Origin of the sequence: Streptomyces sp. T12 (assembly GCF_028736035.1) — a bacterium.
Lineage (GTDB): Bacteria > Actinomycetota > Actinomycetes > Streptomycetales > Streptomycetaceae > Streptomyces.
Genome location: NZ_CP117866.1, coordinates 8,732,886 through 8,756,978, shown reverse-complemented (window position 1 = coordinate 8,756,978; position 24,093 = coordinate 8,732,886). Strand labels below are relative to the sequence as shown.

The window sequence follows — 24,093 nt, the reverse complement described above, 5'->3', positions numbered from 1 at the left end:
GTCCCTCTCGACCGGAGATCTTCAACTGGTCAGGCCTGCGTCAGGCCTGCGCGGCGATCCTCGCCAGCCGCTGTGCCTCTTCCCGCGTCGAGCGGGCGATGGCGTCCTCGTCGGCCGTGAGCAGCCGCCCGTCCTCCACGATCTGCCGGCCGTTCACGAACGACGCCGTGACCGGGGCCGCCGCGCCGAAGACCAGCGCGGTCACCGGGTCGGCGATGGAGGCATGGGCGAGGGTGTCCAGCTTCCACAGCACGAGGTCGGCCAGCTTGCCCGGCTCCAGCGAGCCGATCTCGGCGGCGCGGCCGAGGACCTGGGCACCGCCGTACGTCCCGAGGCGCAGGGCCTGGCGGGCGTTCAGGGCGGCCTCGCGGTGGGCGCCGAGGCGGTTGATGAGCAGGGCGTTGCGCAGTTCGGTGTGCAGCTCGCCGGACTCGTTGGACGCCGTGCCGTCGACGCCGAGGCCGACCGGGACGCCCGCCGCGAGCATGTCGGGGACGCGGGCGATGCCGGCCGCGAGGCGGGCGTTGGAGGACGGGCAGTGGGCGACACCCGTCTTCGTGCGGGCGAAGGCGGCGATGTCGGAGTCGTTCATGTGGACGCAGTGCGCCATCCACACGTCCTCGCCGAGCCAGCCGGTGGACTCGAAGTAGTCGGTCGGGCCCATGCCGAACAGCTCGTGGCAGAACTTCTCCTCCTCCACGGTCTCCGAACCGTGGGTGTGCATGCGCACGCCGAGGCGGCGGGCCAGCTCGGCACCCTGCTTGAGGAGCTCGGTGGAGATGGAGAAGGGGGAGCAGGGGGCGACGGCGACCTGGGTCATCGCGTCGAAGGAGGCGTCGTGGTGCCGCTTGACGGTCTCCTCGGTCCCGGCCAGCGCGCCTTCGAGGGTCTCGACGGCGAAGTCCGGCGGCAGGCCGCCGTCCTTCTCGCTGCGGTCCATGGAGCCGCGGGCGAGGGTGAAGCGGACGCCCATGTCGCGGGCGGCGCCGATGATGGCGCCGGAGAGGTCGCCGGAGCCCTGCGGGTAGACGTAGTGGTGGTCCATGGCGGTGGTGACGCCACCGCGGGCCATCATCGCCAGCGAGCCCTGCGCGGCGGAACGCACCATCTGCTCGTCGATGCGCGCCCACGTCGGGTAGAGGGCGACGAGCCAGTTGAAGAGGTTGTGGTCCGTGGCCAGGCCCCGGGTGATCCACTGGTAGAAGTGGTGATGGGTGTTGACCAGGCCGGGGGTGACCAGGTGCCCGGTGGCGTCGATACGGCGTACGACGTTCTCCAGGCCCTCGGGCGCCTTGCCCGCGCCGAGCGACTCGATGCGGTTGTCCGCGATGACGACGTGGCCCGTGGCGTACTCGGTGTCGTTCGCGTCCACCGTCGCGATCGAACAGTTCTCGATGACGATGCGCTGGGCTGCTGCCATGATTCGCCCCTTTTTCACGGGAGTTGTGCTGAGTTCGGGAGGGCACGGCAGGACCCTGGGGGATTTGAGTACCGCGGCCGGGGAGCCTTCGAAGGCCCGCCCCTCCGGCCGCGGGTGCCGAAATGGAGTTGCTGGCTTACAGGTTGGTGAGGTCCATGGGGATCTTCGCCTCGCAGCCGTCCCGCAGGATGGTGGCCTCGATCAGGCCGTAGGGGCGGTCGGCGGCGAAGTACACCTCGTTGTCGTTCTTCAGCCCGAACGGCTCCAGGTCCACCAGGAAGTGGTGCTTGTTCGGGAGGGAGAAGCGGACCTCGTCTATCTCGCTGCGGTTGTTGATGATCCGCGAACCCATTTGGTACAGGGTCTGCTGGAGCGAGAGCGAGTAGGTCTCGGCGAAGGCCTGGAGCATGTGCTTCTTGGTCTGCTCGTAGGACTTCTCCCAGTTGGGCATCCGCTGCTCGTCGTCGGTCCAGTTGAACCGCCAGCGGCCGGAGACCTGGGTGGCCAGGATGCGGTCGTGCGCCTCCTGGAGCGTCGTGTACTTGTCCTTGACGTAGCCCCAGAACTCGGAGTTGGTCGAGTTCATCACGACGAGGTCCTTGAGGCCGGAGATGACCTCCCACTTCTCACCGTCGTAGGTGATCTGCGTGACCCGCGTCTCCTGGCCCTTGCGGACGAAGGAGTGCTTGACCTCGTCCGCGCCGATGAACTGCGAGTTGGCGTCGGAGGCCGCGATCCGCTCCCAGGCGTACTCCTCGATACGGATCCGGGCCTGGTGGATCGGTTCCTGCGAGGTGACGAAGTGACGGGCGAGGTGGATGCCGAACTGCTCGGCCGACTCGATGCCGTACTCCTTGGCGAACGCGTACACCGTGTTCTTGGTTGTGTCGGTCGGCAGGACGTTGGCGTTCGAGCCGGAGTAGTGGACCTCGTCCATGTCGCCGCTCAGCGCCACGGATACGTTCAGGTCCTTGATGTGATGGGTGGCGCCGTCCCGCGTGATCTTTACGACTCGGTTCTCGGCCTTGCCGTACTGGTTCTGTCCCAGGATCACAGGGCGGGCAGGGCGGGAATTGAGTGTCATGTCTGCTAGCTCCCTCGGTAAACGGAGTAGCCGAACGGGTTGAGCAGCAGCGGCACGTGGTAGTGCTCCCCGGGCTTGACGGCGAAGGTGATCGCCACCTCGGGGAAGAACACGGCACCGCTGTCCCGATTCGCGGGGGCGTCCTGCTGCGCATCGGCTTGCTTCTTCTCGAAATACGGCTCCACCGCGAAGTCGAGCCGTACGTGTGTGGTCCCCTCCGGCAGCGCGGGGAGGTCCTTGCACCGCCCGTCCGCGTCGGTCACGGAGCCGCCGAGCGCCTGCCACTCGGCATCCCGGCCGCTGCGGGCAGAGAGCTGGATGGCGACGCCCTCGGCGGGGCGGCCGATGCTGGTGTCCAGGATGTGCGTGGACACCGAGGCGGTGGTGCTGGTGCTCATGGCTTGGTCAGTCCTCTTCGACGAGTCGGGCGAGCCGGATGCGGTTGATCTTGCCCAGCTCGGTGCGGACGATCTCCCGCTCCTGCTCCGGCGAGTTGCCGATCCGTTCCTTGACCGCGTCGCGCATCTGCTCGCCGGTCCGGCCGGTGGCGCAGATCAGGAAGACGTGGCCGAACTTGTCCTGGTAGGCCAGGTTGAGTTCGAGCATCTCGGCCTTGAGCTCCTCGGAGGCGCCGGCCATGCCGCGCTGCTCCCGGGCCGAGGTCGGGTCGCCCGGCTTGGGGCGGCCGATCGGCGGGTGCCCGGCCATCGCCTCGGCCAGGTCCTCGGCGGTCAGCTCGGCCGTGGCGGCGTCACTGGCGGTGTAGAGGTCGTCGGCGGCGGCGTAGGGGCGGGCGGCGAGCAGTCGCTTCGCCCACGCCGTGGAGGCACACGCCTCAAGGAGGGCGGCGTGGGCCGCGTGCTCCTCCAGGGCGTTGAACCGGGCCAGGCCCGAGGGCGTGGAATTCGACGTCACGGGAGCCTCCGTGGCCGCGAAGGGCCTTCGTACTGAACGGGCGTGCCGATAGCTAACGCCCTACGACGACGAGACGTCAACACTTTGTTGAAAATTCGCGGTAACGAAACCGGGCAGGACGCCTCAGGCGCCCTTCTCACGGTTGAGGTAGTTGTAGACCGTGAAGCGGCTCACCCCGAGCGCGCTCGCCACGGTCTCCACGCCGTGCCGCACGGAGAAGGCGCCGCGCGCCTCGAGTATCCGCACGACCTCCTGCTTGGCCTTGCGGTCCAGGTCGGCCAGCGGCTTGCCCTTCCTGCGCTCCATGGCGGCCAGGATGTGGTCCAGGGAGTCGGCCAGCTGGGGCAGGCGTACGGCGAGGACGTCGGCGCCGCCCCAGGAGAGCACGACGTCCTCGGGGCCGGCCTCGTCCGGCGCGATTATCTCGCCGCCCATGGCGTCGACCAGCGGCTTCACGGCCGCGATGAAGGGCTCCTCGCCGGTGCCGGTCACTGCTCACCCTCCCCGATCACATTGATCTGGAGGGAGATCCGGGTGGCGCCGGCTTCCAGGCTCTTGCGCAGCAGGGCATCCAGGGCGGTGAGCACGGCGTCGGCACCGCCCTCCGCCGTGTTGCCGAACGGGCCGACGTCCACCGCGTCGAGCTCGGCCGCCTCGATGACCTCGCGGGCCACCAGCGCGTGCGCGGGTGCCTCGTCGAGGTCGAACGGCTCGGTCGTGAACTCCACTCTCAATCGCACGCGCTCAACCTAACGCCCGGTGACGCTTTCCGCCGACCCCTCTTGACAAGCTTCGACACACGGCGACAATCTTCCAGTAGGCAGAAACTAACTTCCGCAATATGGAATCTCGACCAACGGAAGGGAGCGCCGGCGACATGGGATTCGCAGAGCAGCGCTTCAACGTCAACCTGTCGATCCTCTTCACGGAACTCCCGCTCCTGGAGCGCCCCGCGGCCGCCGCCGCGGCCGGCTTCACCGCGGTCGAGCTGTGGTGGCCCTGGATCGACTCCCCCACCCCCGAGCAGTCCGAGCTCGACGCCCTGAAGAAGGCGATCGAGGACGCGGGCGTCCAGCTCACCGGCCTGAACTTCTACGCCGGTCAGCTGCCCGGCCCCGACCGTGGCGCCCTGTCGATCCCGGGCGAGGAGTCGGAGAGGTTCCGCGCCAACATCGACGTGGCCGCCGACTTCGCCCGATCCCTGGGCTGCCGCGCGCTCAACGCCCTGTACGGCAACCGCGTCGAGGGCGTGGACCCGGCCGAGCAGGACGCGCTCGCGCTGGAGAACCTGACCCTCGCGGCCCGGGCGGCCGACCGGATCGGCGCGATCCTGCTGATCGAGACCCTCAACAAGCCGGAGTCGCCGCGGTACCCGCTGGTGACCGCCCCGGCCGGCGTCGGCATCGTCGACAAGGTCAACGAGGCGACGGGGCTGGGCAACGCGAAGTTCCTCATGGACCTCTACCACCTGTCCATGAACGGCGAGGACCTGCCGCAGGTGATCGAGCAGTACGCCGCGAAGACCGGCCACGTGCAGATCGCCGACAACCCGGGCCGTGGCGCGCCGGGCACGGGGACGCTGCCGCTGGCGGAACTTTTGGGCCAGCTGCAGAAGGCGGGCTACGAGGGTTGGGTCGGCCTGGAGTACAAGCCGGGCGACCGCCCGAGCGCGGAGGCGTTCGACTGGCTGCCGGTGGAGCTGCGCGCCGCCCGCTGACGGCACCGCCCGCCAGACCCCCGCTTCGACCCTGAACGGGCCTCGTCCTCAAACGCCGGACGGGCTGATTGTCACTGACCGGCGCCACGCAGACCTAGCACAGCAGTATCAGAGAGGTACCCCCATCATGAGCAACCTCGCAGATTCTTCCCACCCGACCCGCCCGGCGATTGCCTGGATCGGCCTCGGCATCATGGGCTCCCCCATGTCCGAGAACCTGATCAAGGCGGGTTACGACGTCACCGGCTTCACCCTGGAGCAGGACAAGCTGGACCGCCTGGCCGCCGCCGGTGGCACGGTCGCCGGTTCGATCGCCGAGGCCGTGAAGGACGCCGACGTCGTCATCACGATGGTGCCGGCCTCCCCGCAGGTCGAGGCCATCTCCTACGGCCCCGACGGCATCCTGGAGAACGCCAGGTCCGGCGCGCTGCTGATCGACATGTCCTCGATCACCCCGCAGACCTCGGTCGACCTGGCGAAGGCCGCCAAGGACAAGGGCATCCGCGTCCTGGACGCCCCCGTGTCCGGCGGTGAGGCCGGTGCCATCGAGGCCGTACTGTCGATCATGGTCGGCGGCGAGCAGGCCGACTTCGACGCCGCGAAGCCGATCCTCGACGCCCTCGGCAAGACCATCGTGCTGTGCGGTCCGCACGGTTCGGGTCAGACCGTGAAGGCGGCCAACCAGCTGATCGTCGCCGTGAACATCCAGGCATGCGCCGAGGCCGTGGTCTTCCTGGAGAAGTCAGGCGTGGACCTGAAGGCGGCGCTGGACGTCCTCAACGGCGGCCTGGCCGGCTCGACGGTGCTGACGCGGAAGAAGGACAACTTCCTGAACCGGGACTTCAAGCCCGGCTTCCGTATCGACCTGCACCACAAGGACATGGGCATCGTCACGGACGCCGCCCGCAACGTCGGCGCCGCCCTTCCGGTCGGTGCCGTGGTCGCCCAGCTGGTCGCGTCCCTGCGCACGCAGGGCGACGGCGGCCTGGACCACTCGGCCCTGCTGCGGGCCGTGGAGCGCCTCTCCGGCGCCCAGGTCTGACGCCGGAGAGATCCGCCAGAAACTTCCGGGCCGCGGCGCCGCTGACACTTGTCCTGTCGCGCCCAGGCGTCGCCGCGGCCCGGAATCACCTTCAACAAACCGTTGATTTCACTTCAACAAACTGTTGACGTCCGATCTCCCCACTCCTACGCTCCACAAAGCGGAAACAGTTTTCCGCTGACACCCGCACGGAAGGTCCACGATGTCGAAGCGCGTGCTCACCACCGAGTCCGGCGCCCCGGTCGCCGACAACCAGAACTCAGCCTCCGCCGGCGTCGGCGGCCCGCTCCTGCTCCAGGACCAGCACCTCCTGGAGAAGCTGGCGCGCTTCAACCGCGAGCGCATTCCGGAGCGCGTGGTGCACGCCCGGGGCTCCGGCGCGTACGGCCACTTCGAGGTGACCGACGACGTCACCGGCTTCACCCACGCCGACTTCCTGAGCGCGGTGGGCAAGCGGACCGAGGTGTTCCTGCGCTTCTCGACCGTGGCCGACAGCCTGGGCGGTGCGGACGCGGTCCGCGACCCGCGCGGCTTCGCGGTCAAGTTCTATACGGAAGAGGGCAATTACGACCTCGTCGGGAACAACACCCCGGTGTTCTTCATCAAGGACCCGATCAAGTTCCCCGACTTCATCCACTCGCAGAAGCGCGACCCGTTCACGGGCCGTCAGGAGCCCGACAACGTCTGGGACTTCTGGGCGCACGCCCCCGAGGCCACGCACCAGGTGACCTGGCTGATGGGCGACCGCGGCATCCCGGCGTCGTACCGCCACATGAACGGCTACGGCTCGCACACCTACCAGTGGACGAACGCCGAGGGCGAGGCCTTCTTCGTCAAGTACCACTTCAAGACGAACCAGGGCATCCGCTGCCTGAGCGCCGAGCAGGGCGCCGAGCTCGCGGGCAAGGACGCCAACTCCCACCAGACGGACCTGCTCCAGGCCATCGAGCGGGGCGTGCACCCGTCCTGGACGCTCTACGTCCAGCTGATGCCGGCGGCCGAGGCGGCCGACTACCGCTTCAACCCGTTCGACCTCACCAAGGTCTGGCCGCACAAGGACTACCCGCTGCAGCGCGTGGGCCGGCTGGTCCTGGACCGCAACCCGGACAACGTCTTCGCCGAGGTGGAGCAGGCCGCGTTCTCCCCGAACAACTTCGTGCCGGGCATCGGCCCCTCCCCCGACAAGATGCTCCAGGGCCGCCTGTTCGCCTACGCGGACGCCCACCGCTACCGCCTGGGCGTCAACCACACCCAGCTGGCCGTCAACGCGCCCAAGGCGACCGTGGCCGACAACTACGGCCGTGACGGCCTCATGGCGACCAACTCCCAGGGCCGCGCGGCGAAGAACTACGAGCCGAACTCCTACGACGGCCCGGTGGAGACCGGCCGCCCGCTGTCGGCCCCGCTGGCGGTGACCGGCCACACCGGCACCCACGAGGCGCCCCTGCACACCAAGGACGACCACTTCTTCCAGGCCGGCGAGCTGTACCGGCTGATGTCGGCCGAGGAGAAGTCCCGGCTGATCGCGAACATCGCCGGTGGCCTCTCCCAGGTCTCCCGCGACGACGTGATCGAGAAGAACCTGGCCCACTTCCACGCCGCCGACCCGGAGTACGGCAAGCGCGTGGAGGAGGCGGTCCGCGCCCTGCGCGAGGACTGAACCCCAAGGCGGCGTCCGTCTCCTGACGGTAAGTCATAAGACGGACGCACCGCCCGCGCCGCACGGCCGAGCGACCCGGATGAGGGGTGGTCGCTCGGACGGGGGCACGGGCAACGCGAGGACCGCGGCGGCGTGCGAGCCAGTGCGGTGGTGAAGGTCCCGGCCTCCTTCTTCGACCTGAGGGAAGGAGCCCCCGGTGCCGTCGCAACCGCCGCGGTCCCGAGCCCCCAAGACCCCGTCCGGCGGCGCGAACGTCCTGTCGCGCCCAGCCTCGCACCGTCGGACGGCCACAACCGAAGACCTCACCGGCTGAAGAGCGCCGGGTACGGACGGTCCCGTACCCGGCGCTCTTCGGCGTCTTCCGAGTCGGACTCAGGGGTCGGACAGGGCGCGGTAGCTTGGCCGTATGCCTTCCGTACTGGTTGTCGGTTACGACCCGCAGGCGATACCCGGCGTCGACGCGCAGGCCCTTCGGGCGGCGCTGGACAAGGAGTTGGCCCGGTTCGGCGAGCACGGCATCGACGCGGCCATGACGCTGGTCGTGTTCGACGAGTCGGCCGAGCCCACCCTCGTCGCGTCCTTGGTCGAGCGTCCGTGGGACGTGGTGGTCGTCGGGGGTGGCATCCGCAAGACGGAGCAGTTGCTGCCGCTCTTCGAGCAGATCGTGAACCTGATCCGACGCCATGCGCCCCAGGCCGCCATCGCGTTCAACACCAGTGGCGGGGACAGTGTCGAGGCGGCCCGGCGCCGGCTCTGAGGCACGGAACCCTCAAATCAACCTCTGAACACACGTCGGGGGGCTTCAACCCACCCCTGCCGTGGGCACATTCTGTTCACGCGAGGCCCGCCGACACGGGGGCGGCGGGCCTCGCGACGGGGGACACGGAAAACGGGGGAAACGCAAGACGGGGGACACGAAAGGGGCGGCCCAACCTCTCGGTTGGACCGCCCCTCGGTGCAGCGAGACGCGTCAGACCTTCAGCGTCTTGATCGACGTAGGCGCGTGCTCCGGCTCCGTGGCGATCTCCTCGAACTCCACCACATTGCTGATGTCGTTCGTCGTCGACATGGAGATGTTGGTGACCCGCTCCAGGATCGCCTCGACGACGACCGGCACCTGGTGCTCGGCGGCGAGCTTCTTGGCCTGCTCCAGGGCGGCGCCCAGCTCGTTCGGGTCGGTCACCCGGATCGCCTTGCAGCCGAGGCCCTCGGCGACCTTGACGTGGTCGACGCCGTACACGCCCAGCTCGGGCGAGTTGATGTTCTCGAACTCCAGCTTGACCTGGAAGTCGATGTCGAACGCCCGCTGCGCCTGGCGGATCAGGCCCAGGTAGGAGTTGTTGACCAGGACGTGGACGTACGGGATCTTGTGCTGCGCGCCGACCGCCAGCTCCTCGATCATGAACTGGAAGTCGTAGTCGCCGGACAGGGCGACGACCTGCGCCTCCGGATCGGCCTTGGCGACGCCCAGCGCGGCCGGGATCGTCCAGCCGAGCGGGCCCGCCTGGCCGCAGTTGATCCAGTGCCGCGGCTTGAAGACGTGCAGCATCTGGGCGCCGGCGATCTGGGAGAGGCCGATGGTGGAGACGTACCGAGTCTGAGGGCCGAAGGCCTTGTTCATCTCCTCGTAGACGCGCTGCGGCTTGATCGGGATGTCGTCGAAGTGCGTACGGCGCTGGAGAGTCGCCTTCCTCTCCTGGGCGGAGGCCGCCCAGGCCGAGCGGTCGGGCAGCTTGCCCGCCGCCTTCAACTCCCATGCCACCTCGACGAACAGCGCAAGGGCCGCCTTCGCGTCCGACGCGATGCCGTAGTCCGGGGCGAAGATCTTGCCGATCTGGGTGGGCTCGACGTCGACGTGGACGAACTTCCGGCCGGCCGTGTAGACGTCCAGCTTGCCGGTGTGGCGGTTGGCCCAGCGATTGCCGATGCCGAGGACGAAGTCGGACTCCAGGAAGGTCGCGTTGCCGTAGCGGTGCGAGGTCTGCAGGCCGACCATGCCGGCGTTGAGCTCGTGGTCGTCGGGCAGCAGGCCCCAGCCCATCAGGGTCGGGACGACCGGGGTTCCGGTCAACTCGGCGAACTCGACGAGGAGTTCGGCGGCGTCGGCGTTGATGACACCGCCGCCGGCGACGATCAGCGGGCGCTCGGACGCGTTCAGCATCCCGATCGCCTTCTCGATCTGGGCGCGGCTCGCGGCGGGCTTGTAGACCGGGAGCGGCTCGTACGTCTCCGGGTCGAACTCGATCTCCGTCAGCTGGACGTCGATCGGCAGGTCGATCAGGACCGGACCGGGACGGCCGGAGCGCATCAGGTGGAACGCCTGCTGGAACACGCCGGGGACCTGCGCCGCCTCCAGGACGGTCACCGCCATTTTGGTGACCGGCTTGGCGATCGAGGCGATGTCGACGGCCTGGAAGTCCTCTTTGTGGATCACGGCGGTCGGCGCCTGGCCGGTGATGCACAGGATCGGGATGGAGTCACCGATCGCGGAGTACAGGCCGGTGATCATGTCGGTGCCGGCGGGGCCGGACGTGCCGATGCAGACGCCGATGTTGCCCGGGTGCGTGCGGGTGTAGCCCTCGGCCATGTGCGAGGCGCCCTCCACATGGCGGGCGAGGGTGTGGTGGATCCCCCCGGAGGCCTTGAGCGCCGCGTAGAAGGGGTTGATCGCCGCGCCCGGCACGCCGAACGCGTTGCTGACGCCCTCGCGCTTGAGGATCTCGACTGCCGCTCGGGCAGCGGTCATACGAGCCATTGAGTACTCCTGCTTCGGCTGTCGGATTCGCACTCCCGTCGCGCCCCGCGGTGAGCAATTCCGTGACGATGACATCCCCGCGATCCGAACTTATTCCGTATCGCGGAAATTGTTTTCTACTATCTGGAAGCAATGTAGGTGGGCTGGTGAAGACCGTCAAGGGGCGGACAACCGGGCCCTGCCTGGAGGACGATGGGTGCGCTGTCCGATGCGAGGTCGTCCTGGAGTGGGCCATGTCCGAGAGCGTGTCGGTGCGCTGCCCGGCCTGCCGGCGCGAGCATCACTACGAGGCACCCGCCTATCCGTGTGAGTGCGGGGCGCCCGTCGCACCGGCGCTGGACCCGCACCGGACGGCGACGGCCATCACCCATCGCACGTGGGACGACGAATGGGTCGGCGTGCGCTGCACGGCCTGCGGCCGGGAGAACGAGTGGCCCCGCCCGGAGCTGGGCTGCCCCTGCGGGACGGTGCTGCGCGTACCGGTGGCGGGGACGGACACGGGTTCGGCGCAAGAGGCGGACACGGGCCCGGCACCCCGGAAGGCGCCCGCCGCACGCCGTGTCTTCCAGCCCGTCACGATCCGCACCGCGCGCGACGCGGTCACGGCAGCCGCCGTCTATCTGCGCTGGCTCGGCTACCGGGACATCCGCCGCGCCGACCAGCGGCCCCCGACCGGTATCGGCATCGCCGCCCACGGCCTGCTCGCCCAGGTCGACCCGACCGTACGTCCGGCCTCGCTGCGGGACGTGGAGTGCCTGTGGCTGACGGCCATGACGGAGTCCGCCGCCTGCGTCTACTTCTCCCTCGCCGGATACGCCCCCGACGCCCGCGCCCGCGCCGACACCCTCGGCGTCCCCCTGTTCGTCCTCGACCTCACGGGCACGCCCCAGCCGGTCAACACCCTCGCCGACGAACTGGACGCGACGGGGGCCCGGTAATCCGCTCGCGCCCGGCGCGGCCACCGGCAGAGACTCGGCACATGCGCATCCGCCCCGCCACGCCCGACGAGCTCCCGGCCCTCCAGGACATCGAGCGCGCCGCAGGAGCCGCCTTCCGCGACCTCGGCATGGCGGCGATCGCCGACGACGAGCCGCCGGCCCTGGACGTCCTGGAGCACTACCGCCGGGCCGGTCGCGCCTGGGTCGCCTGCGACGACGGCGACCGCCCGGTCGGCTATCTGATCTGCGAACCCGTCGACGGCGCCCTGCACATCGAGCAGGTCTCGGTGCACCCGGACTGCGCGCACCGCCGCCTGGGCCGCACCCTTCTCGCGTACGCCGCCGACCGCGCCCGCGAGGAGGGCCTGACCGCTCTCACCCTGACCACCTTCACCGAGGTCCCGTGGAACGCGCCGTACTACGAACGCCTCGGCTTCCGCGTCCTGGACGAGGCCGAGCTCACTCCGGGGCTACGGAAGATCCGCGCCCACGAGGCGGAACTCGGCCTCGACCGATGGCCACGGGTCTGCATGCGCCGCGGCTAGCCTCAGCGGGCGCCGTACTTCTCCCGCAGCTCCACCTTCCGCACCTTCCCGGACACCGTCATCGGGAAGGAGTCGAGAACCTGCAACCGGCTCGGGATCTTGTAGTGCGCCAGCCGCCCGTCGCAGAAGGCCCGCAGCTCCTCCAGCGTCAGCGGATCGGCCGAGTCGCGCGCGATGACGCAGGCCAGCACCTCCTCGCCGTAGCGCTCGTGCGGCACCCCGACGACCTGGACGTCCGCGATCTTGGGGTGGGCGTACAGGAACTCCTCGATCTCGCGCGGGTAGATGTTCTCGCCACCCCGGATGATCATGTCCTTGATGCGGCCGACGATCTCGACGTAGCCGTCCTCCCGCATCGTCGCGAGGTCACCGGTGTGCATCCAGCGCCCGGGGTCGACGGCCTCGGCGGTCTTCTCGGGCTCGTTCCAGTAGCCGAGCATCACGCTGTAGCCGCGGGTGCACAGCTCCCCCGCCTTGCCCCGCGGCTGGGTCACGCCGGTCGCCGGGTCGACGATCTTCACCTCGATGTGCGGCAGCACGCGGCCGACCGTGCCGGTGCGGTGTTCCAGGTCGTCGTCGCGGCGGGTCTGCGTGGAGACGGGCGAGGTCTCCGTCATGCCGTAGCAGATCGACACCTCGGCCATGTGCATCTCGGTGACCACCCGCTTCATCACCTCCACCGGGCAGGGCGAGCCCGCCATGATCCCGGTGCGCAGGGAGGAGAGGTCGTACGACGCGAAGTCGGGGTGGTTCAGCTCCGCGATGAACATGGTCGGTACGCCGTACAGGGAGGTGCAGCGCTCCTGCTGGACGGCCTCCAGCGTGGCCTTCGGGTCGAAGGACGGGGCCGGGATGACCATGCAGGCGCCGTGGGAGGTGGCGGCCAGATTGCCCATGACCATGCCGAAGCAGTGGTAGAAGGGCACGGGGATGCACACCCGGTCCTGCTCGCTGTAGGCGATCGACTCCCCCACGAAATAGCCGTTGTTGAGGATGTTGTGGTGGGAGAGGGTGGCCCCCTTGGGGAAGCCCGTCGTACCCGACGTGTACTGGATGTTGATCGGGTCGTCGCAGGACAGCTCCTCGTACGCAACCGGCGTTCCCCGCGCGATCAGCGCCTCCCAGCTCGGGTCCCCGATGTACACGGTCTCCCGCAGCTGCGGGCACTTGCCGTGCACCTGCTCGACCATCGCCCGGTAGTCGCTCGTCTTGTGGCTGAGGGACGCGAAGAGCAGCGAGATCCCGGCCTGGTTGAGGACGTATTCGACCTCGTGGGTGCGATAGGCCGGGTTGATGTTCACCATGATCGCGCCGATGCGGGCCGTGGCGTACTGCACCAGCACCCACTCGGGACAGTTGATCGCCCAGATGCCCACCCGGTCGCCCTTGGCGACCCCGCTCGCGAGCAGCGCGTACGCCAACTCGTCGACGTCGGCGGCGAACCGGGCGTACGTCCAGCGCCGCCCGGACGGTACGTCGACGAGCGCCTCCCGGTCCGGCCACGCGGCGACCGCCCGGTCCAGATTGGCCCCGATCGTCTCACCGAGCAGGACCGTCTCGCTCGTCCCGTGGGCGTACGACAGCTGTGCGGTCACCGGAAGTCCTCCTCGCGGTACTCGGCGTCCGATCCGGCCGCCGTGGCCTCGCGCAGCTCGATGCGGCGGATCTTGCCGGAGACGGTCTTGGGCAGCGGCGCGAACTCCAGGCGGCGGATGCGCTTGTACGGCGCCAGGACCTCCCGTGAGTGCTCGAAGAGCACCTTGGCCGTGTCGGGACCCGGCTCCCAGCCCGCCGCCAGGACGACGTACGCCTTCGGCACCGCGAGCCGCACCTCGTCCGGCGCGGGCACGACGGCCGCCTCGGCGACCGCCTCGTGCTCCAGCAGGACGCTCTCCAGCTCGAAGGGGGAGATCTTGTAGTCGGAGGCCTTGAAGACGTCGTCCGCGCGGCCGACGTAGGTGATGTAGCCGTCGGCGTCCCGGGAGCCGATGTCGCCGGTGCGGTAGTAGCCGCCGGCCATCGCCTCCGCCGTACGGTCGGCGTCTCCGTGGTAGCCGGTCATCACGCCGACGGGGCGGGCGGACAGGTCGAGGGCGATCTCGCCCTCCGCGGCCCCCGGTGCGCCGGAGACCGGGTCGAGGAGTTCGACGCGGAAGCCGGGGCTGGGGCGGCCCATCGAGCCGGTCTTCAGGGGTTGGCCGGGGCTGTTGGAGACCTGGACGGCCGTCTCGGTCTGCCCGAAGCCGTCCCGGATGGTCACGCCCCAGGCCTCGCGCACCCGCTCGATGACCTCGGGGTTGAGCGGCTCACCGGCGGCGACGGCCTCGCGGGGCGGGGTGCGCAGGGCGCTCAGGTCGGCCTGGATGAGCATGCGCCAGACGGTCGGCGGGGCGCAGAAGGTGGTGACGCCCGCGCGGTCCATCTCCGCCATCAGCCGGGCGGCGTCGAAGCGCGTGTAGTTGTGGATGAAGACGGTCGCCTCCGCGTTCCACGGGGCGAAGAGGTTGGACCAGGCGTGCTTGGCCCAGCCGGGCGAGGAGATGTTCAGGTGCACGTCGCCGGGCTTGAGGCCGATCCAGTACATGGTGGCCAGGTGCCCGATCGGGTACGAGGCGTGGGTGTGCTCGACCAGCTTGGGGCGGGCGGTGGTGCCGGAGGTGAAGTAGAGCATCAGCGGGTCGTCGGAGGCGGTCGGACCGTCGGGGGTGAACTCGGCGGGGGCGGCGTACGCGTCCTCGTACGACTGCCAGCCCTCGCGCACCCCGCCGACGGTGATGCGCGTGTAGCGGCCGGGCACCTCGTCGAACTTGCCGGTGTCCTCGGCCCGCACCAGCACATGCCGGACGCGGCCCCGCTCCACCCGGTCGCGCAGGTCGGCGGGGCCGAGCAGCGGGGTGGCCGGGATGACGACGGCGCGCAGCTTCATGGCCGCGAGGGCGATCTCCCACAGCTCGGCCTGGTTGCCGAGCATGACGAGGACACGGTCCTCGGGCCGGACGCCGCGCGCCCGCAGCCAGTGCGCGACCCGAGCGGACCGCTCGGCCATCTCGGCGAAGGACAGCCGGACCTCGCTGCCGTCCTCCTCGACGATGTGCAGTGCGGTGCGGTCGTTTCCGTCCGCGATGACGTCGAACCAGTCGAGCGCCCAGTTGAACCGGTCGGGTCGCGGCCAGGCGAAGCCCTCGTAGGCGGTCGCGTAGTCCTCGCGGTGGTCGAGCAGGAAGTCCCGCGCAGTGCGGAACAGCTCCGTCCCCGTCGTCATCTGTCCTCCTGGTTACCGGACCTTGCCGGGCGGCTCTCTGTCATCGTCTAATCCGTGACGTGGGTCTCACTACCCCCGAACGGGGGTGTGCGCTCCGGGAAGCCGCACTGAAAGGGCGAGTACGTGGCAGTGGACGCGGCCGCATCGGTGGACATAAGGGGCGCTTTGGCGCGCCTGCGCCGCTCGACCGGGCTCCCGGTCGCCTTCGGCGGCCTGGTGGAGTCCGGGCGCTCCCGGATGCGCATCAGCGAACTGAACGGCACGGCCACCGAGTCCCTGAGCAGACTCGCGGTGACCGCCGGCAACGGCCTGGGGGGCAAGGCGGTGGCCCTCGCCCGCCCCTGCGCGGTCACGGACTACTCCGTCTCCCGGCAGATCACCCACGAGTACGACGCCGCGGTCGCCGCGGAGGGACTGCGTTCGGTGCTGGCGGTCCCGGTCGTCGTACGGCGCCGGGTACGCGGTGTCCTGTACGGCGCCCTGCGCACGGCCCAGCCCCTGGGCGACCGCACGCTGACGGCGGCCGTGGAGGCGGCGCGGGACGTGGAGCAGTCGCTGGTGGTGCGGGACGAGGTGCGGGTCTTGCTGGAGGCGGCACGGCCGGAGGCGATGCGGCCGGAGACGGCGCCGTCCGACCGGGGCGCCGCGTGGGAGCAGGTCCGCGAGGCCCACGCGACGCTGCGGGCCCTGGCGCCGCGCATCAGCGACCCCGCCCTGCGCGCGGAACTCCTGGAAGCCTGCGGCCTCCTGACGGAAGGGCCCGCGCTGAACGGCGTGCAGCTGTCCCCCCGGGAGCTGGACGTGCTGGCGTGCGTGGCCGCCGGCTCGACGAACGCGGTCGCCGCCGAGCGGCTGGGGCTGGGGGCGGAGACGGTCAAGGGCTACCTGCGGTCGGCCATGCGGAAGCTGGGCACGCACACCCGCGGTGAGGCGGTGGTGGCGGCTCGCCGGGCGGGGTTGCTGCCGTAGGACCGGGGGCCCGCAGGACTGCTGGGCCGCAGGTCGCCCACCCTCGGCCGAGCCGGCCCGGACGACCCTCATTCATTCCGCCGAGCTTTGAATTTCTCCATGCTCCTCCGCTGTTATTTGGCTCACCATGTCTTCGGTCCGAATTTCAAAGATCCGTTGCCTAATATTGGCCCGAACACGACACACGGAGGGGAGCGGTGACCGTGCGACGGGACTTCAAGGAGCCTGCGAGATGCCGCCCCGACCAGGTCATCGGCAGGGAGGAGCTGTTCACCGCGGCGCGTGAGCAGCTCGGACGGGGCGGCAGCGTGCTGCTTCACGGTCCTGCCGGAATTGGGAAGTCGACGGTCCTGCGGGCATTGGCCGCGGAATACGGCGGGGCGGCACGCACCGTGTTGCGCTGCTCGCCCACGGAGTCCGAATCCCACCTCCCCTTCCTCGCCCTGGCCGACCTCCTCGGCCTGGTCCTGGACGAGGTGTCCGAGCGGCTCCCCGCCGCCCAGCGCATCGCCCTGGAGTCGGCGCTCACCGGTCGCGGCGAGTCCACCCTCCAGCGCGACGGCCTCGCCCTGCGGCTGGCCGTGCTGTCCGCGCTGCGCGCCCTCGCCGACTCCGGCCCCGTCCTCGTCGTCGCGGACGACCTCCAGTGGCTCGACCCGGCCAGCGCCGAACTCCTCGGCTTCGCCGCCCGCCGCCTGGGCGACACCCCAGTGCGGATGCTGTGCGCGGTACGGACCGACGGCCAGGAGTACGACCGCCATCTACGCGCGTCCCCACCGGACACCCTCGCGGTACGGCTGGGCCCCCTCTCCAGCGCCCAGATGTCCGCCCTCCTCGACCACCGCGGCTACACCGGGCTGCCCCGCTCCACGGTCCGGGACATCCACCGCACCAGCGGCGGCAACGCCCTGTTCGCCCTCGAACTGGGCCGCGCCCTCGCCGAGAACCCCACCCCGCCCCGCCCCGGCGAGCCCCTGCCGGTGCCCACCTCGCTGCGTGCGCTGGTGCTGAACCGCCTGGAGATGCTGTCGCAGGAGGCGCGCCGCACCCTCCTCGTCGCAAGCGCGGGCGCCCGGCCCACGCTGGCCCTGCTGCACGCGGCCGGTCGGGACAACGCCGAGGCCGAGACCGCCCAGGCCGCCGAACTCGGGCTGCTGGCGACCGAGCCCGAGGGCCCCGCCGTACGGTTCGCGCACCCGATGATCTCCGCCGCGCTCTACGCGGAGGCGCCCGCGCAGGAGCGCCGGGCCGCGCACGCCGCGCTGTCCACGGTGGCCTCCGACCCGATCGAGCGCGCCCGGCACCTGGCCCTCGCGACCACCGGCACCGACCCGGAGGTCGCGGCCCGCCTCGCCGAGGCCGCGGCCCTGGCCCGGGACCGGGGCGCCCCTTCGGTGGCGGCCCAGCTCGGTCTGCTCGCCGCGCGGCACACCCCGGCGGACGGCCCGCCCAGGACAGGCCCCAGCCCGGAGTTGCTGCGGCTGGACGCCGCCGAGGACGCGATCACCGCCGGGGAGCTGGACCTCGCCCGGGACATCGCCCGTGAGGTGCTCACCCGGGCGACCGTGCCCGCGGACCGGGTGCGGGCCTGGATCGTCGTGATCGACACGGCGGGCCACGCCATGACCGAGGTCGACGCGATCTTCCCGCAGGCCCTGGCCGACGCGGGCGACGACCCGAAGCTGCTCGCCCTGGTCCACTACCAGCTGACCTGGCGTGCCGTGCTCGTGAAGGGCGACTTCGACGAGGCCAGGGAGGAGGCCGCGTACGCGGCGGCGCTGGCCGCGCGGGCCGGCGACCGGTACACCGAGCTGATGGCGCTCGCCTTCCAGGCCCAGATCGAGACCCTCATGGGCCACGCGGACGCCCCCGCGACCATTCGACGGGCGCTGGAGGAACCCCAGGACCCGAGGGTGGCCTGCCATCACAACGGGGCCGGCTACTCCCGCTTCCGCTGGCTGATCATGAGCGACCAGCTGCCCGAGGCCCGCGCGGCCGTCACCGCGCTGCTGCGCGAGGTGCGCCGGCACGGCTGGGTGGAGAGCGAGGTGCACTTCCTGCGCGGGATCGCGGAGACCGAGCTGCACTCCGGGCACTGCGGGCGCGCCCTCGACCTGGCCCGCGAGAGCCTGCGCCTCGCCCGCGACACCGGGATCGGCGAGGTGGCCTCCGCCGTGCTGACCTCGCTCGCGGAGGCCGCGGGCGGCGAGGTGGACCGGGCGCTGACGCTGGCCCGGGAAGCGATGGAGCACGCCGAGGAGGACGGCGACCAGATGTACGTCTCCCGTGCCCTGACCGCACTCGGCCACGCCCAGCTGGTGGCCGGGGACGTGGAGGCGGCGGTCCGTTCGCTGCGCCGGGTGCGCGAGATGGAGCAGGGCCTCGGCATCACCGACCCGGCACGCGGCCGCTGGCACGGCGACCTGGCGGAGGCCCTGGTGCGCAGCGGCGAGTTCACGGAGGCGCAGGACGTCATCGACGTCACGCGCGAGCAGGCGCTGCGACTGGACCGCGAGAGCGTCCTGGCCGTCCTCGACCGGGCCGAGGCACTGATCCGCGCGGCACGGGGCGAACAGGACGCCGCCGTGGCCCAGTTGACGTCGGCACAGGACCGGCTCGGCAAACTGGGCTACAGCCTGGAGGAGGCCCGGGCCGCCTTCGCGCTGGCCCAGCTGCGCACCGGCACTCCGGGCCCGACCTCGTACGACGAGGCGGCCCGGCTGTTCCGCCGCTGCCGGGCGCTGCCCTGGCTGCGGCAGGTCGAGGCGGCCGCTGCGGCACGCCCCGCGGAACCGGCCCCCACGCCCGTCTCCGCACCGGACGGTCTCGAAAGCCTGGACGGGCTCGCCTCGATGGAGCGTCAGGTCGCCGCGCTCGTCATGGAGGGCGCGACCAACCGGGAGATCGCGGCGCGCCTGTTCATCAGTGTCAAAACGGTTGAAGCGACCCTTACCCGCGTATATCGAAAGCTCGGGATCCGATCGAGGGTCGACATCGTCAGACTGGCAGCGGGGCGCCGTACCACGTGAGTTCGGGGCGCCGCACGCGGTGAGTTCACCCGTTCTTGTCGGTCCGCGCAGGTTTAGCCGGACACGACCGAGGGTTTTCCCTGCCCAACTCCCTTAGGGGGTTCCCTCATTGGGAAGGGGAACTCCCGGGACCTACCTTGTGGATGTGCCGCTCGCCCGGGCACACGGGGGTCGGTCCCGCGACCCCCGTGCAGAACCCCCCACACCCGCGCGACCCCCCACCGGCCACCCCCAATGAGGAGACTCATGTTCGGGCTCACCCGTGCCAGAAAGACCGCCGCCGTCGCGGCGACCGCTGCCGCCGCCGCGGCCGCACTGCTCAGCGCCCCCACCGCTGAGGCCGCGTCGACGCGCATCGTGGGCGGTACGACGACCACGACGACCGCGTACCCCTTCGTCATGCAGATCACGGACGCCTCGCAGAACCAGTTCTGCGGTGGCACGCTCGTCTCCGCGACCAAGGTGGTCACCGCCGCCCACTGTATGGTCGGCGAGACGACGAGCAGCGTCCGGGTCGTCGGCGGCCGCACCTACCTCAACGGCACGAACGGCACCGTCAGCCGGGTCAGCAACATCTGGGTCCACCCGGACTACACGGACGCCACCGACGGCAACGACGTGGCCGTGCTGACCCTGTCCACCTCGATGCCGTACACGACGGCCTCGTACGTCGACTCCTCGGACACCGGCGTGTACGCGGCCGGCACCACCGCCCGCATCCTCGGCTGGGGCACCACCTCCTCGAACGGCAGCTCCTCCAACCAGCTGCGGACGGCGACCGTGCCGATCGTCGCCAACTCCAGCTGCGCGAGCTCCTACGGTTCGGACTTCATCGCGTCCGACATGGTCTGCGCCGGATACACCTCCGGCGGCACTGACACCTGCCAGGGCGACAGCGGCGGTCCCCTGCTCATCGGGGGCGTCCTGGCAGGGATAACTTCCTGGGGCGAAGGCTGCGCCCAGGCCGGTTACCCGGGTGTCTACACCCGGCTGACCACCTTCTCGGACGAAGTGACCGACCAGGTCGAGTCGTAACCGGGAACGGCACCCAGAAGGTCTCCTGAGCACACCTCAGGTGCAAGACCAGGGGGCGTTGCGGGCCTCCACGAGCGGCCCGCAACGCCCCCTATCCATGTCCGTTGTCAGTGGCACCTGATTGAATGGCTGACGGATGGGGGTGATGGGCATGGTGTCCACGGACCGTTTGCTGGCCTTCGCGGCGATGTCGCTGTTGGTGATCGTGATCCCGGGGCCGAGCGTCCTGTTCGTCATCGGCCGCGCCTTGGCCCACGGCCGCCGCAGCGCCGTGGCGACCGCGCTCGGCAATGTCTTCGGCTCGTATCTGCTGGTGGTTGCGGTCGCGGTCGGCATCGGCTCGTTGGTGGAACGGTCCGTGACGATCTACCTGGCGGTGAAACTGGCCGGCGCCGCGTATCTGGTCTATCTGGGCGTGCAGGCGTTCCGCCACCGCAAGGAGCTGAAGGCGTCGGCGATACGGTCGCAGCCGCCGGGACCGTCACGTGGCGATCTCCGTACGGTCCTCGACGGCGTCCTCGTCGGTGTCACCAACCCCAAGGGCGTGGTGTTCTTCGCTGCCGTCCTCCCCCAGTTCGTGGACCACTCGGCGGGCCATGTCCCGCTGCAGATGCTGCTGTTGGGCCTGGTCCCCATCTCCATCGGCCTGGTCACGGACACCCTGTGGGGCCTGACCGCGTCGGCGGCCCGCACCTGGTTCGCCCGCTCCGACCGCCGGCTGTCACTGATAGGCGGAGCGGGCGGCTGCACGATGATCGGGCTCGGGGTGACGGTCGCGGTGACGGGGCGGGCGGAGTGACGCCCCGGGAATACGGCCGTAAGGGGTGGCCGGCTAGGGGATGACGGTCCCGAAACGGATGTCGTAAGACGCCTCCGGATGCATCACCGTCAGCATCCGCTCCCCTTCCTCGGTCACCTCCCCGCGCTGGGCCCTGGTGAGCTCGGTGAACTCCTCGATGACGAGGGCGTCGCCGAGGATCCGCCACACGCCCGCGAGGAAGCCGTCGACGAGCAGGGGGCAGTAGACCGTGTTCGCCTGCCAGGTGCGGCCACGGTTGGCGGGCGGAATCACCCGGGTGCGGTCGGCGTGGGAGAGGAGGAGGTTGTCGAACTCGGGCAGGAAGCGGGGCGGCGCCGGGGTGTCCGGGTCCGGGCGCGGGGCGTCGGGGAGGTCGAAGAGTTCGACGCCGCTGTCGTCCCGGAAGGTGACCAGCTCGGGGCGGAGCCGTTCGAAGGCGGGACGCATCCGGGTCAGACCGGACCAGGTCTGCATGTCCTTCACGGAGGCCGGCCCGAAAGCGGCAAGGTAGCGCAGGACCGTGGCGTCCGGGGAGGCGGCCGGCTCGGCGGGGCGGCCCAGCCAGTGCTCGGCGGTGGTGAGGGAGACCTGGGCGCCACGACCCCACAGTCCGCGCGGGGTGACCTGGACGAGGGGCAGCGTGCAGCGAGCGGCGACGGCGAGGGACTGCGGGTCGGCGTCCGGCCACTCGGAACTGAGGGCCTCGCGCAGCTGCTTCATGGTGCGAGGCTCGGCCTCGACGAGTTCGCGGGCGAGTACGGCGAGGCGCTCCAGGTCGACGCCGACTAGGCCCTTGCGGAAGTAGTTGATCTCGCGGTCCCTGGCGGGCTGCACCAGCGGACGCAGGGTGAGGCTGTCGTCGGCGGTGTGCAGATGGATGGTCGAGCGCATGGTGACGATGCGTACGGCCGCACGCTCGGCCAGCAGTCCGGACAGCGCCTCGGGCGTGAAGCCGTCGAGGCGGGCGGCCAGCGCGTAGTACGGCGGCTTGACCTCCTGGGCCTGCAGGCCGACCAGATGCTCCACGGCCGCCGTCGCGGAAAGGGGCGAGCGGCGCAGCAGCAGCTGCCGGTCGAGGGTGGCGCGGTTGAGGGCGCGGTTGCTGAGCACGGGGCCCGCCGCGGCCGTCGTCGGCTTCGTGCTGCGCTCGGGGGTGCTGCGCTGGGGATTGCCACCCTTGGCCGTGCTCCGCTTCGTCATGCTCCGCACGCTAGCGAGGCTTGCGGACACCTTCAGTCCGAAACTTCACGGAATCCTGGATCGACTCGCCCCCACTCACGCCGTTCGCCCCGTATATCCTGCTCCGTGATCACGCACACGCACTCGTCGTCCCCGCCGGGAGGCAGCCGCGATGTCCGAGCGACGCGCACGCCCCGCCTCGAAGAACCCCATGAAGTCCGTCTGGCGCCGAGCCGTGACTCCACCGCAGCCACCGAAACCACAGCAGCCGGCACCCCCGGCACACTCCACGGCCCCCGACGCCACCGAGGCGGCGAGCGTCGTGGAGGCGGCGCTGTACCAGGACGGCGTCCGGGTCTCCTCGCCCGCCACCCTCGCCGAGACCTTCCGCGAGCTGCGCGACCAGCCGTCCGGTATCGCATGGATCGGCCTGGCCCGTCCCACGGAATCCGAACTCCTCTCCCTGGCCGCCGAGTTCGACCTGCACCCGCTCGCGGTCGAGGACGCGCTGGAGGCACACCAGCGACCCAAGCTGGAGCGCTACGGCGACACGCTCTTCGTGGTCCTGCGCGCCGCCCGCTACCTGGACGCGGCCGAGGAGGTCGCCTTCGGCGAACTGCACGTGTTCGTCGGCCCCGACTTCGTGATCACGGTCCGCCATGGCGCGGCCCCCGACCTGTCGGCGGTGCGGCGGCGCATGGAGGAGACGCCGGAACTGCTCAAACTCGGCCCGGAGGCGGTTCTCTACGCGATACTGGACGCGGTGGTCGACGGCTATGAGCCGGTGGTGGTGGGCGTCCAGAACGACATCGACGAGATCGAGACCGAGGTCTTCCGCGGCGACCCCGAAGTCTCCCGCCGTATCTACGAACTCTCCCGCGAAATGGTCGAGTTCCAGCGCGCCACCCGCCCACTGGTCGGCATGCTGCACGGCCTGATGGCCGGTTTCTCCAAGTACGGCACGGACGAGGAACTACAGCGCTACCTCCGCGACGTCGCCGACCACGTCACCCACACCAGCGAACGCGTCGACGGCTTCCGTCAGGCTCTCACCGAAATCCTCACGGTGAACGCGACGCTGGTCACGCAGCAACAGAACGCGGAGATGCGGGCGTTGGCGGAGGCGGGGTTCGAGCAGAACGAGGAGATCAAGAAGATCTCGGCGTGGGCGGCGATTCTCTTTGCTCCCACGTTGGTTGGAACCATCTACGGCATGAACTTCGAGCACATGCCGGAGTTGGACTGGAGCTTCGGATACCCCTTCGCCATCGGCCTGATGGGGGTTGTTTGCGTCAGTTTGTACGTGATTTTCAAGCGGCGGGACTGGCTCTGATTCTCCCCTTGCCGAGCTCAGTTCTTCTGCGGCATTTGCTCTCGCACCGGTCACGGACCGGGCCGGAATCAGCTCTGGGGAGTCCCTGGGGAGAAGTGATGCGGGTGATCTCGTCTACCTGCCTCCAGTAAGGCACTGACCAGGACTCTTACCCTCCTGCAGGCGCCGGGGAGAATCCGGGGAGATCGGCTGACGACACAGCTCCTGCGTCGTCGGCTTCGTCCCTATCCCGCTTCCTGCTCAACATCTCGCCGGTCACCTTGCCGCCCCCCTAACAGATCACAGACAGTGACATTGGCTTCTGAGCGGAGCCACACGTCCGCCCGCTCTGTGCGGCCTCCTGATTGTGGTGACGAACGGGCTGCGACAGCCGGCGCACCGCCGGGTTCACCCCTGCTCACTCCTGGCGCG

General features: G+C 70.2%; 21 protein-coding genes. 11 read left to right on the top strand and 10 right to left on the bottom strand.

What is annotated here, in order from left to right:
- Nucleotides 1-40: 40 nt before the first annotated feature.
- From PBV52_RS39190 to PBV52_RS39165, 6 genes are all read right to left on the bottom strand, one after another.
- Complete coding sequence (locus tag PBV52_RS39190; RefSeq protein WP_274245299.1) at nucleotides 41-1,420, bottom strand: 8-oxoguanine deaminase; 1,380 nt, start codon at nucleotides 1,418-1,420, stop codon at nucleotides 41-43.
- 136 nt (nucleotides 1,421-1,556) lie between these two features.
- Nucleotides 1,557-2,504 (bottom strand): factor-independent urate hydroxylase, encoded by a 948-nt coding sequence (gene pucL, locus PBV52_RS39185; RefSeq protein ID WP_274245297.1) that lies wholly within the window; start codon nucleotides 2,502-2,504, stop codon nucleotides 1,557-1,559.
- A 5-nt stretch (nucleotides 2,505-2,509) separates the two neighbouring features.
- The gene (gene uraH, locus PBV52_RS39180) at nucleotides 2,510-2,902 is read right to left on the bottom strand and encodes a hydroxyisourate hydrolase (protein ID WP_274245295.1); all 393 of its coding nucleotides are present in this window, start codon (nucleotides 2,900-2,902) and stop codon (nucleotides 2,510-2,512) included.
- A gap of 7 nt (nucleotides 2,903-2,909) precedes the next feature.
- Nucleotides 2,910-3,419: a 2-oxo-4-hydroxy-4-carboxy-5-ureidoimidazoline decarboxylase gene (gene uraD, locus PBV52_RS39175; protein ID WP_274245294.1), complete on the bottom strand. Its 510-nt coding sequence runs from the start codon at nucleotides 3,417-3,419 to the stop codon at nucleotides 2,910-2,912.
- Nucleotides 3,420-3,542: 123 nt separating this feature from the next.
- Complete coding sequence (locus PBV52_RS39170) at nucleotides 3,543-3,911, bottom strand: helix-turn-helix domain-containing protein (RefSeq protein WP_274245292.1); 369 nt, start codon at nucleotides 3,909-3,911, stop codon at nucleotides 3,543-3,545.
- Entirely contained in the window at nucleotides 3,908-4,159 is a 252-nt protein-coding gene (locus tag PBV52_RS39165; protein ID WP_274245291.1) for a hypothetical protein, read from the bottom strand. Before PBV52_RS39165 ends, PBV52_RS39170 begins: the two co-directional genes overlap by 4 nt.
- Nucleotides 4,160-4,296: 137 nt before the next feature.
- On the opposite strand from PBV52_RS39165, the gene PBV52_RS39160 reads away from it, so the two are divergent.
- From PBV52_RS39160 to PBV52_RS39145, 4 genes are all read left to right on the top strand, one after another.
- Nucleotides 4,297-5,136: a TIM barrel protein gene (locus PBV52_RS39160; RefSeq protein ID WP_274245290.1), complete on the top strand. Its 840-nt coding sequence runs from the start codon at nucleotides 4,297-4,299 to the stop codon at nucleotides 5,134-5,136.
- A 127-nt stretch (nucleotides 5,137-5,263) separates the two neighbouring features.
- A complete protein-coding gene (locus PBV52_RS39155; protein WP_274245288.1) occupies nucleotides 5,264-6,178 on the top strand; it encodes a 2-hydroxy-3-oxopropionate reductase in 915 nt (304 codons plus the stop codon).
- A gap of 202 nt (nucleotides 6,179-6,380) precedes the next feature.
- The gene (locus PBV52_RS39150; RefSeq protein WP_274245286.1) at nucleotides 6,381-7,838 is read left to right on the top strand and encodes a catalase; all 1,458 of its coding nucleotides are present in this window, start codon (nucleotides 6,381-6,383) and stop codon (nucleotides 7,836-7,838) included.
- Between the two features lie 406 nt (nucleotides 7,839-8,244).
- Nucleotides 8,245-8,595, top strand: coding sequence for a hypothetical protein (locus PBV52_RS39145; protein ID WP_274245285.1), 351 nt, complete (start codon nucleotides 8,245-8,247; stop codon nucleotides 8,593-8,595).
- A gap of 213 nt (nucleotides 8,596-8,808) precedes the next feature.
- On the opposite strand, the gene gcl is transcribed toward PBV52_RS39145, so the two are convergent.
- A complete protein-coding gene (gene gcl, locus PBV52_RS39140; RefSeq protein WP_274245284.1) occupies nucleotides 8,809-10,593 on the bottom strand; it encodes a glyoxylate carboligase in 1,785 nt (594 codons plus the stop codon).
- Nucleotides 10,594-10,826: 233 nt separating this feature from the next.
- On the opposite strand from gcl, the gene PBV52_RS39135 reads away from it, so the two are divergent.
- Together PBV52_RS39135 and PBV52_RS39130 are read left to right on the top strand one after the other, a co-directional pair.
- Nucleotides 10,827-11,531, top strand: a complete 705-nt coding sequence (locus PBV52_RS39135) for a hypothetical protein (protein WP_274245283.1) — start codon at nucleotides 10,827-10,829, stop codon at nucleotides 11,529-11,531.
- Nucleotides 11,532-11,572: 41 nt separating this feature from the next.
- On the top strand, nucleotides 11,573-12,076 hold the full coding sequence (locus tag PBV52_RS39130) for a GNAT family N-acetyltransferase (protein ID WP_274245281.1): 504 nt from the start codon (nucleotides 11,573-11,575) through the stop codon (nucleotides 12,074-12,076).
- A 2-nt stretch (nucleotides 12,077-12,078) separates the two neighbouring features.
- Here PBV52_RS39130 and PBV52_RS39125 read toward each other — a convergent pair whose 3' ends face one another.
- Nucleotides 12,079-13,671 carry an AMP-binding protein gene (locus PBV52_RS39125; protein ID WP_274245280.1) on the bottom strand — a complete coding sequence of 531 codons (1,593 nt, stop codon included), beginning with the start codon at nucleotides 13,669-13,671 and terminating at the stop codon, nucleotides 12,079-12,081.
- Nucleotides 13,668-15,338 carry an AMP-binding protein gene (locus PBV52_RS39120; protein WP_274245279.1) on the bottom strand — a complete coding sequence of 557 codons (1,671 nt, stop codon included), beginning with the start codon at nucleotides 15,336-15,338 and terminating at the stop codon, nucleotides 13,668-13,670. The genes PBV52_RS39125 and PBV52_RS39120 overlap by 4 nt, the downstream gene beginning before the upstream one ends.
- Nucleotides 15,339-15,461: 123 nt before the next feature.
- On the opposite strand from PBV52_RS39120, the gene PBV52_RS39115 reads away from it, so the two are divergent.
- The 4 genes from PBV52_RS39115 to PBV52_RS39100 all read left to right on the top strand — a co-directional run bounded on the left by PBV52_RS39115 (nucleotide 15,462) and on the right by PBV52_RS39100 (nucleotide 21,170).
- Complete coding sequence (locus PBV52_RS39115) at nucleotides 15,462-16,307, top strand: helix-turn-helix transcriptional regulator (RefSeq protein ID WP_274245277.1); 846 nt, start codon at nucleotides 15,462-15,464, stop codon at nucleotides 16,305-16,307.
- 197 nt (nucleotides 16,308-16,504) lie between these two features.
- Entirely contained in the window at nucleotides 16,505-19,336 is a 2,832-nt protein-coding gene (locus PBV52_RS39110) for a helix-turn-helix transcriptional regulator (protein WP_274245275.1), read from the top strand.
- Between the two features lie 246 nt (nucleotides 19,337-19,582).
- Complete coding sequence (locus PBV52_RS39105; protein ID WP_274245273.1) at nucleotides 19,583-20,371, top strand: trypsin-like serine protease; 789 nt, start codon at nucleotides 19,583-19,585, stop codon at nucleotides 20,369-20,371.
- A gap of 151 nt (nucleotides 20,372-20,522) precedes the next feature.
- A complete protein-coding gene (locus tag PBV52_RS39100) occupies nucleotides 20,523-21,170 on the top strand; it encodes a LysE family translocator (RefSeq protein ID WP_274245271.1) in 648 nt (215 codons plus the stop codon).
- Nucleotides 21,171-21,203: 33 nt separating this feature from the next.
- Here the strand turns inward: PBV52_RS39100 and PBV52_RS39095 are convergent, their stop codons facing one another.
- Nucleotides 21,204-22,370 carry a winged helix DNA-binding domain-containing protein gene (locus PBV52_RS39095; RefSeq protein WP_274245268.1) on the bottom strand — a complete coding sequence of 389 codons (1,167 nt, stop codon included), beginning with the start codon at nucleotides 22,368-22,370 and terminating at the stop codon, nucleotides 21,204-21,206.
- A 151-nt stretch (nucleotides 22,371-22,521) separates the two neighbouring features.
- Between PBV52_RS39095 and PBV52_RS39090 the strand changes: the two genes are divergently transcribed.
- Entirely contained in the window at nucleotides 22,522-23,682 is a 1,161-nt protein-coding gene (locus PBV52_RS39090; RefSeq protein WP_274245266.1) for a magnesium and cobalt transport protein CorA, read from the top strand.
- Nucleotides 23,683-24,093 lie beyond the last annotated feature (411 nt).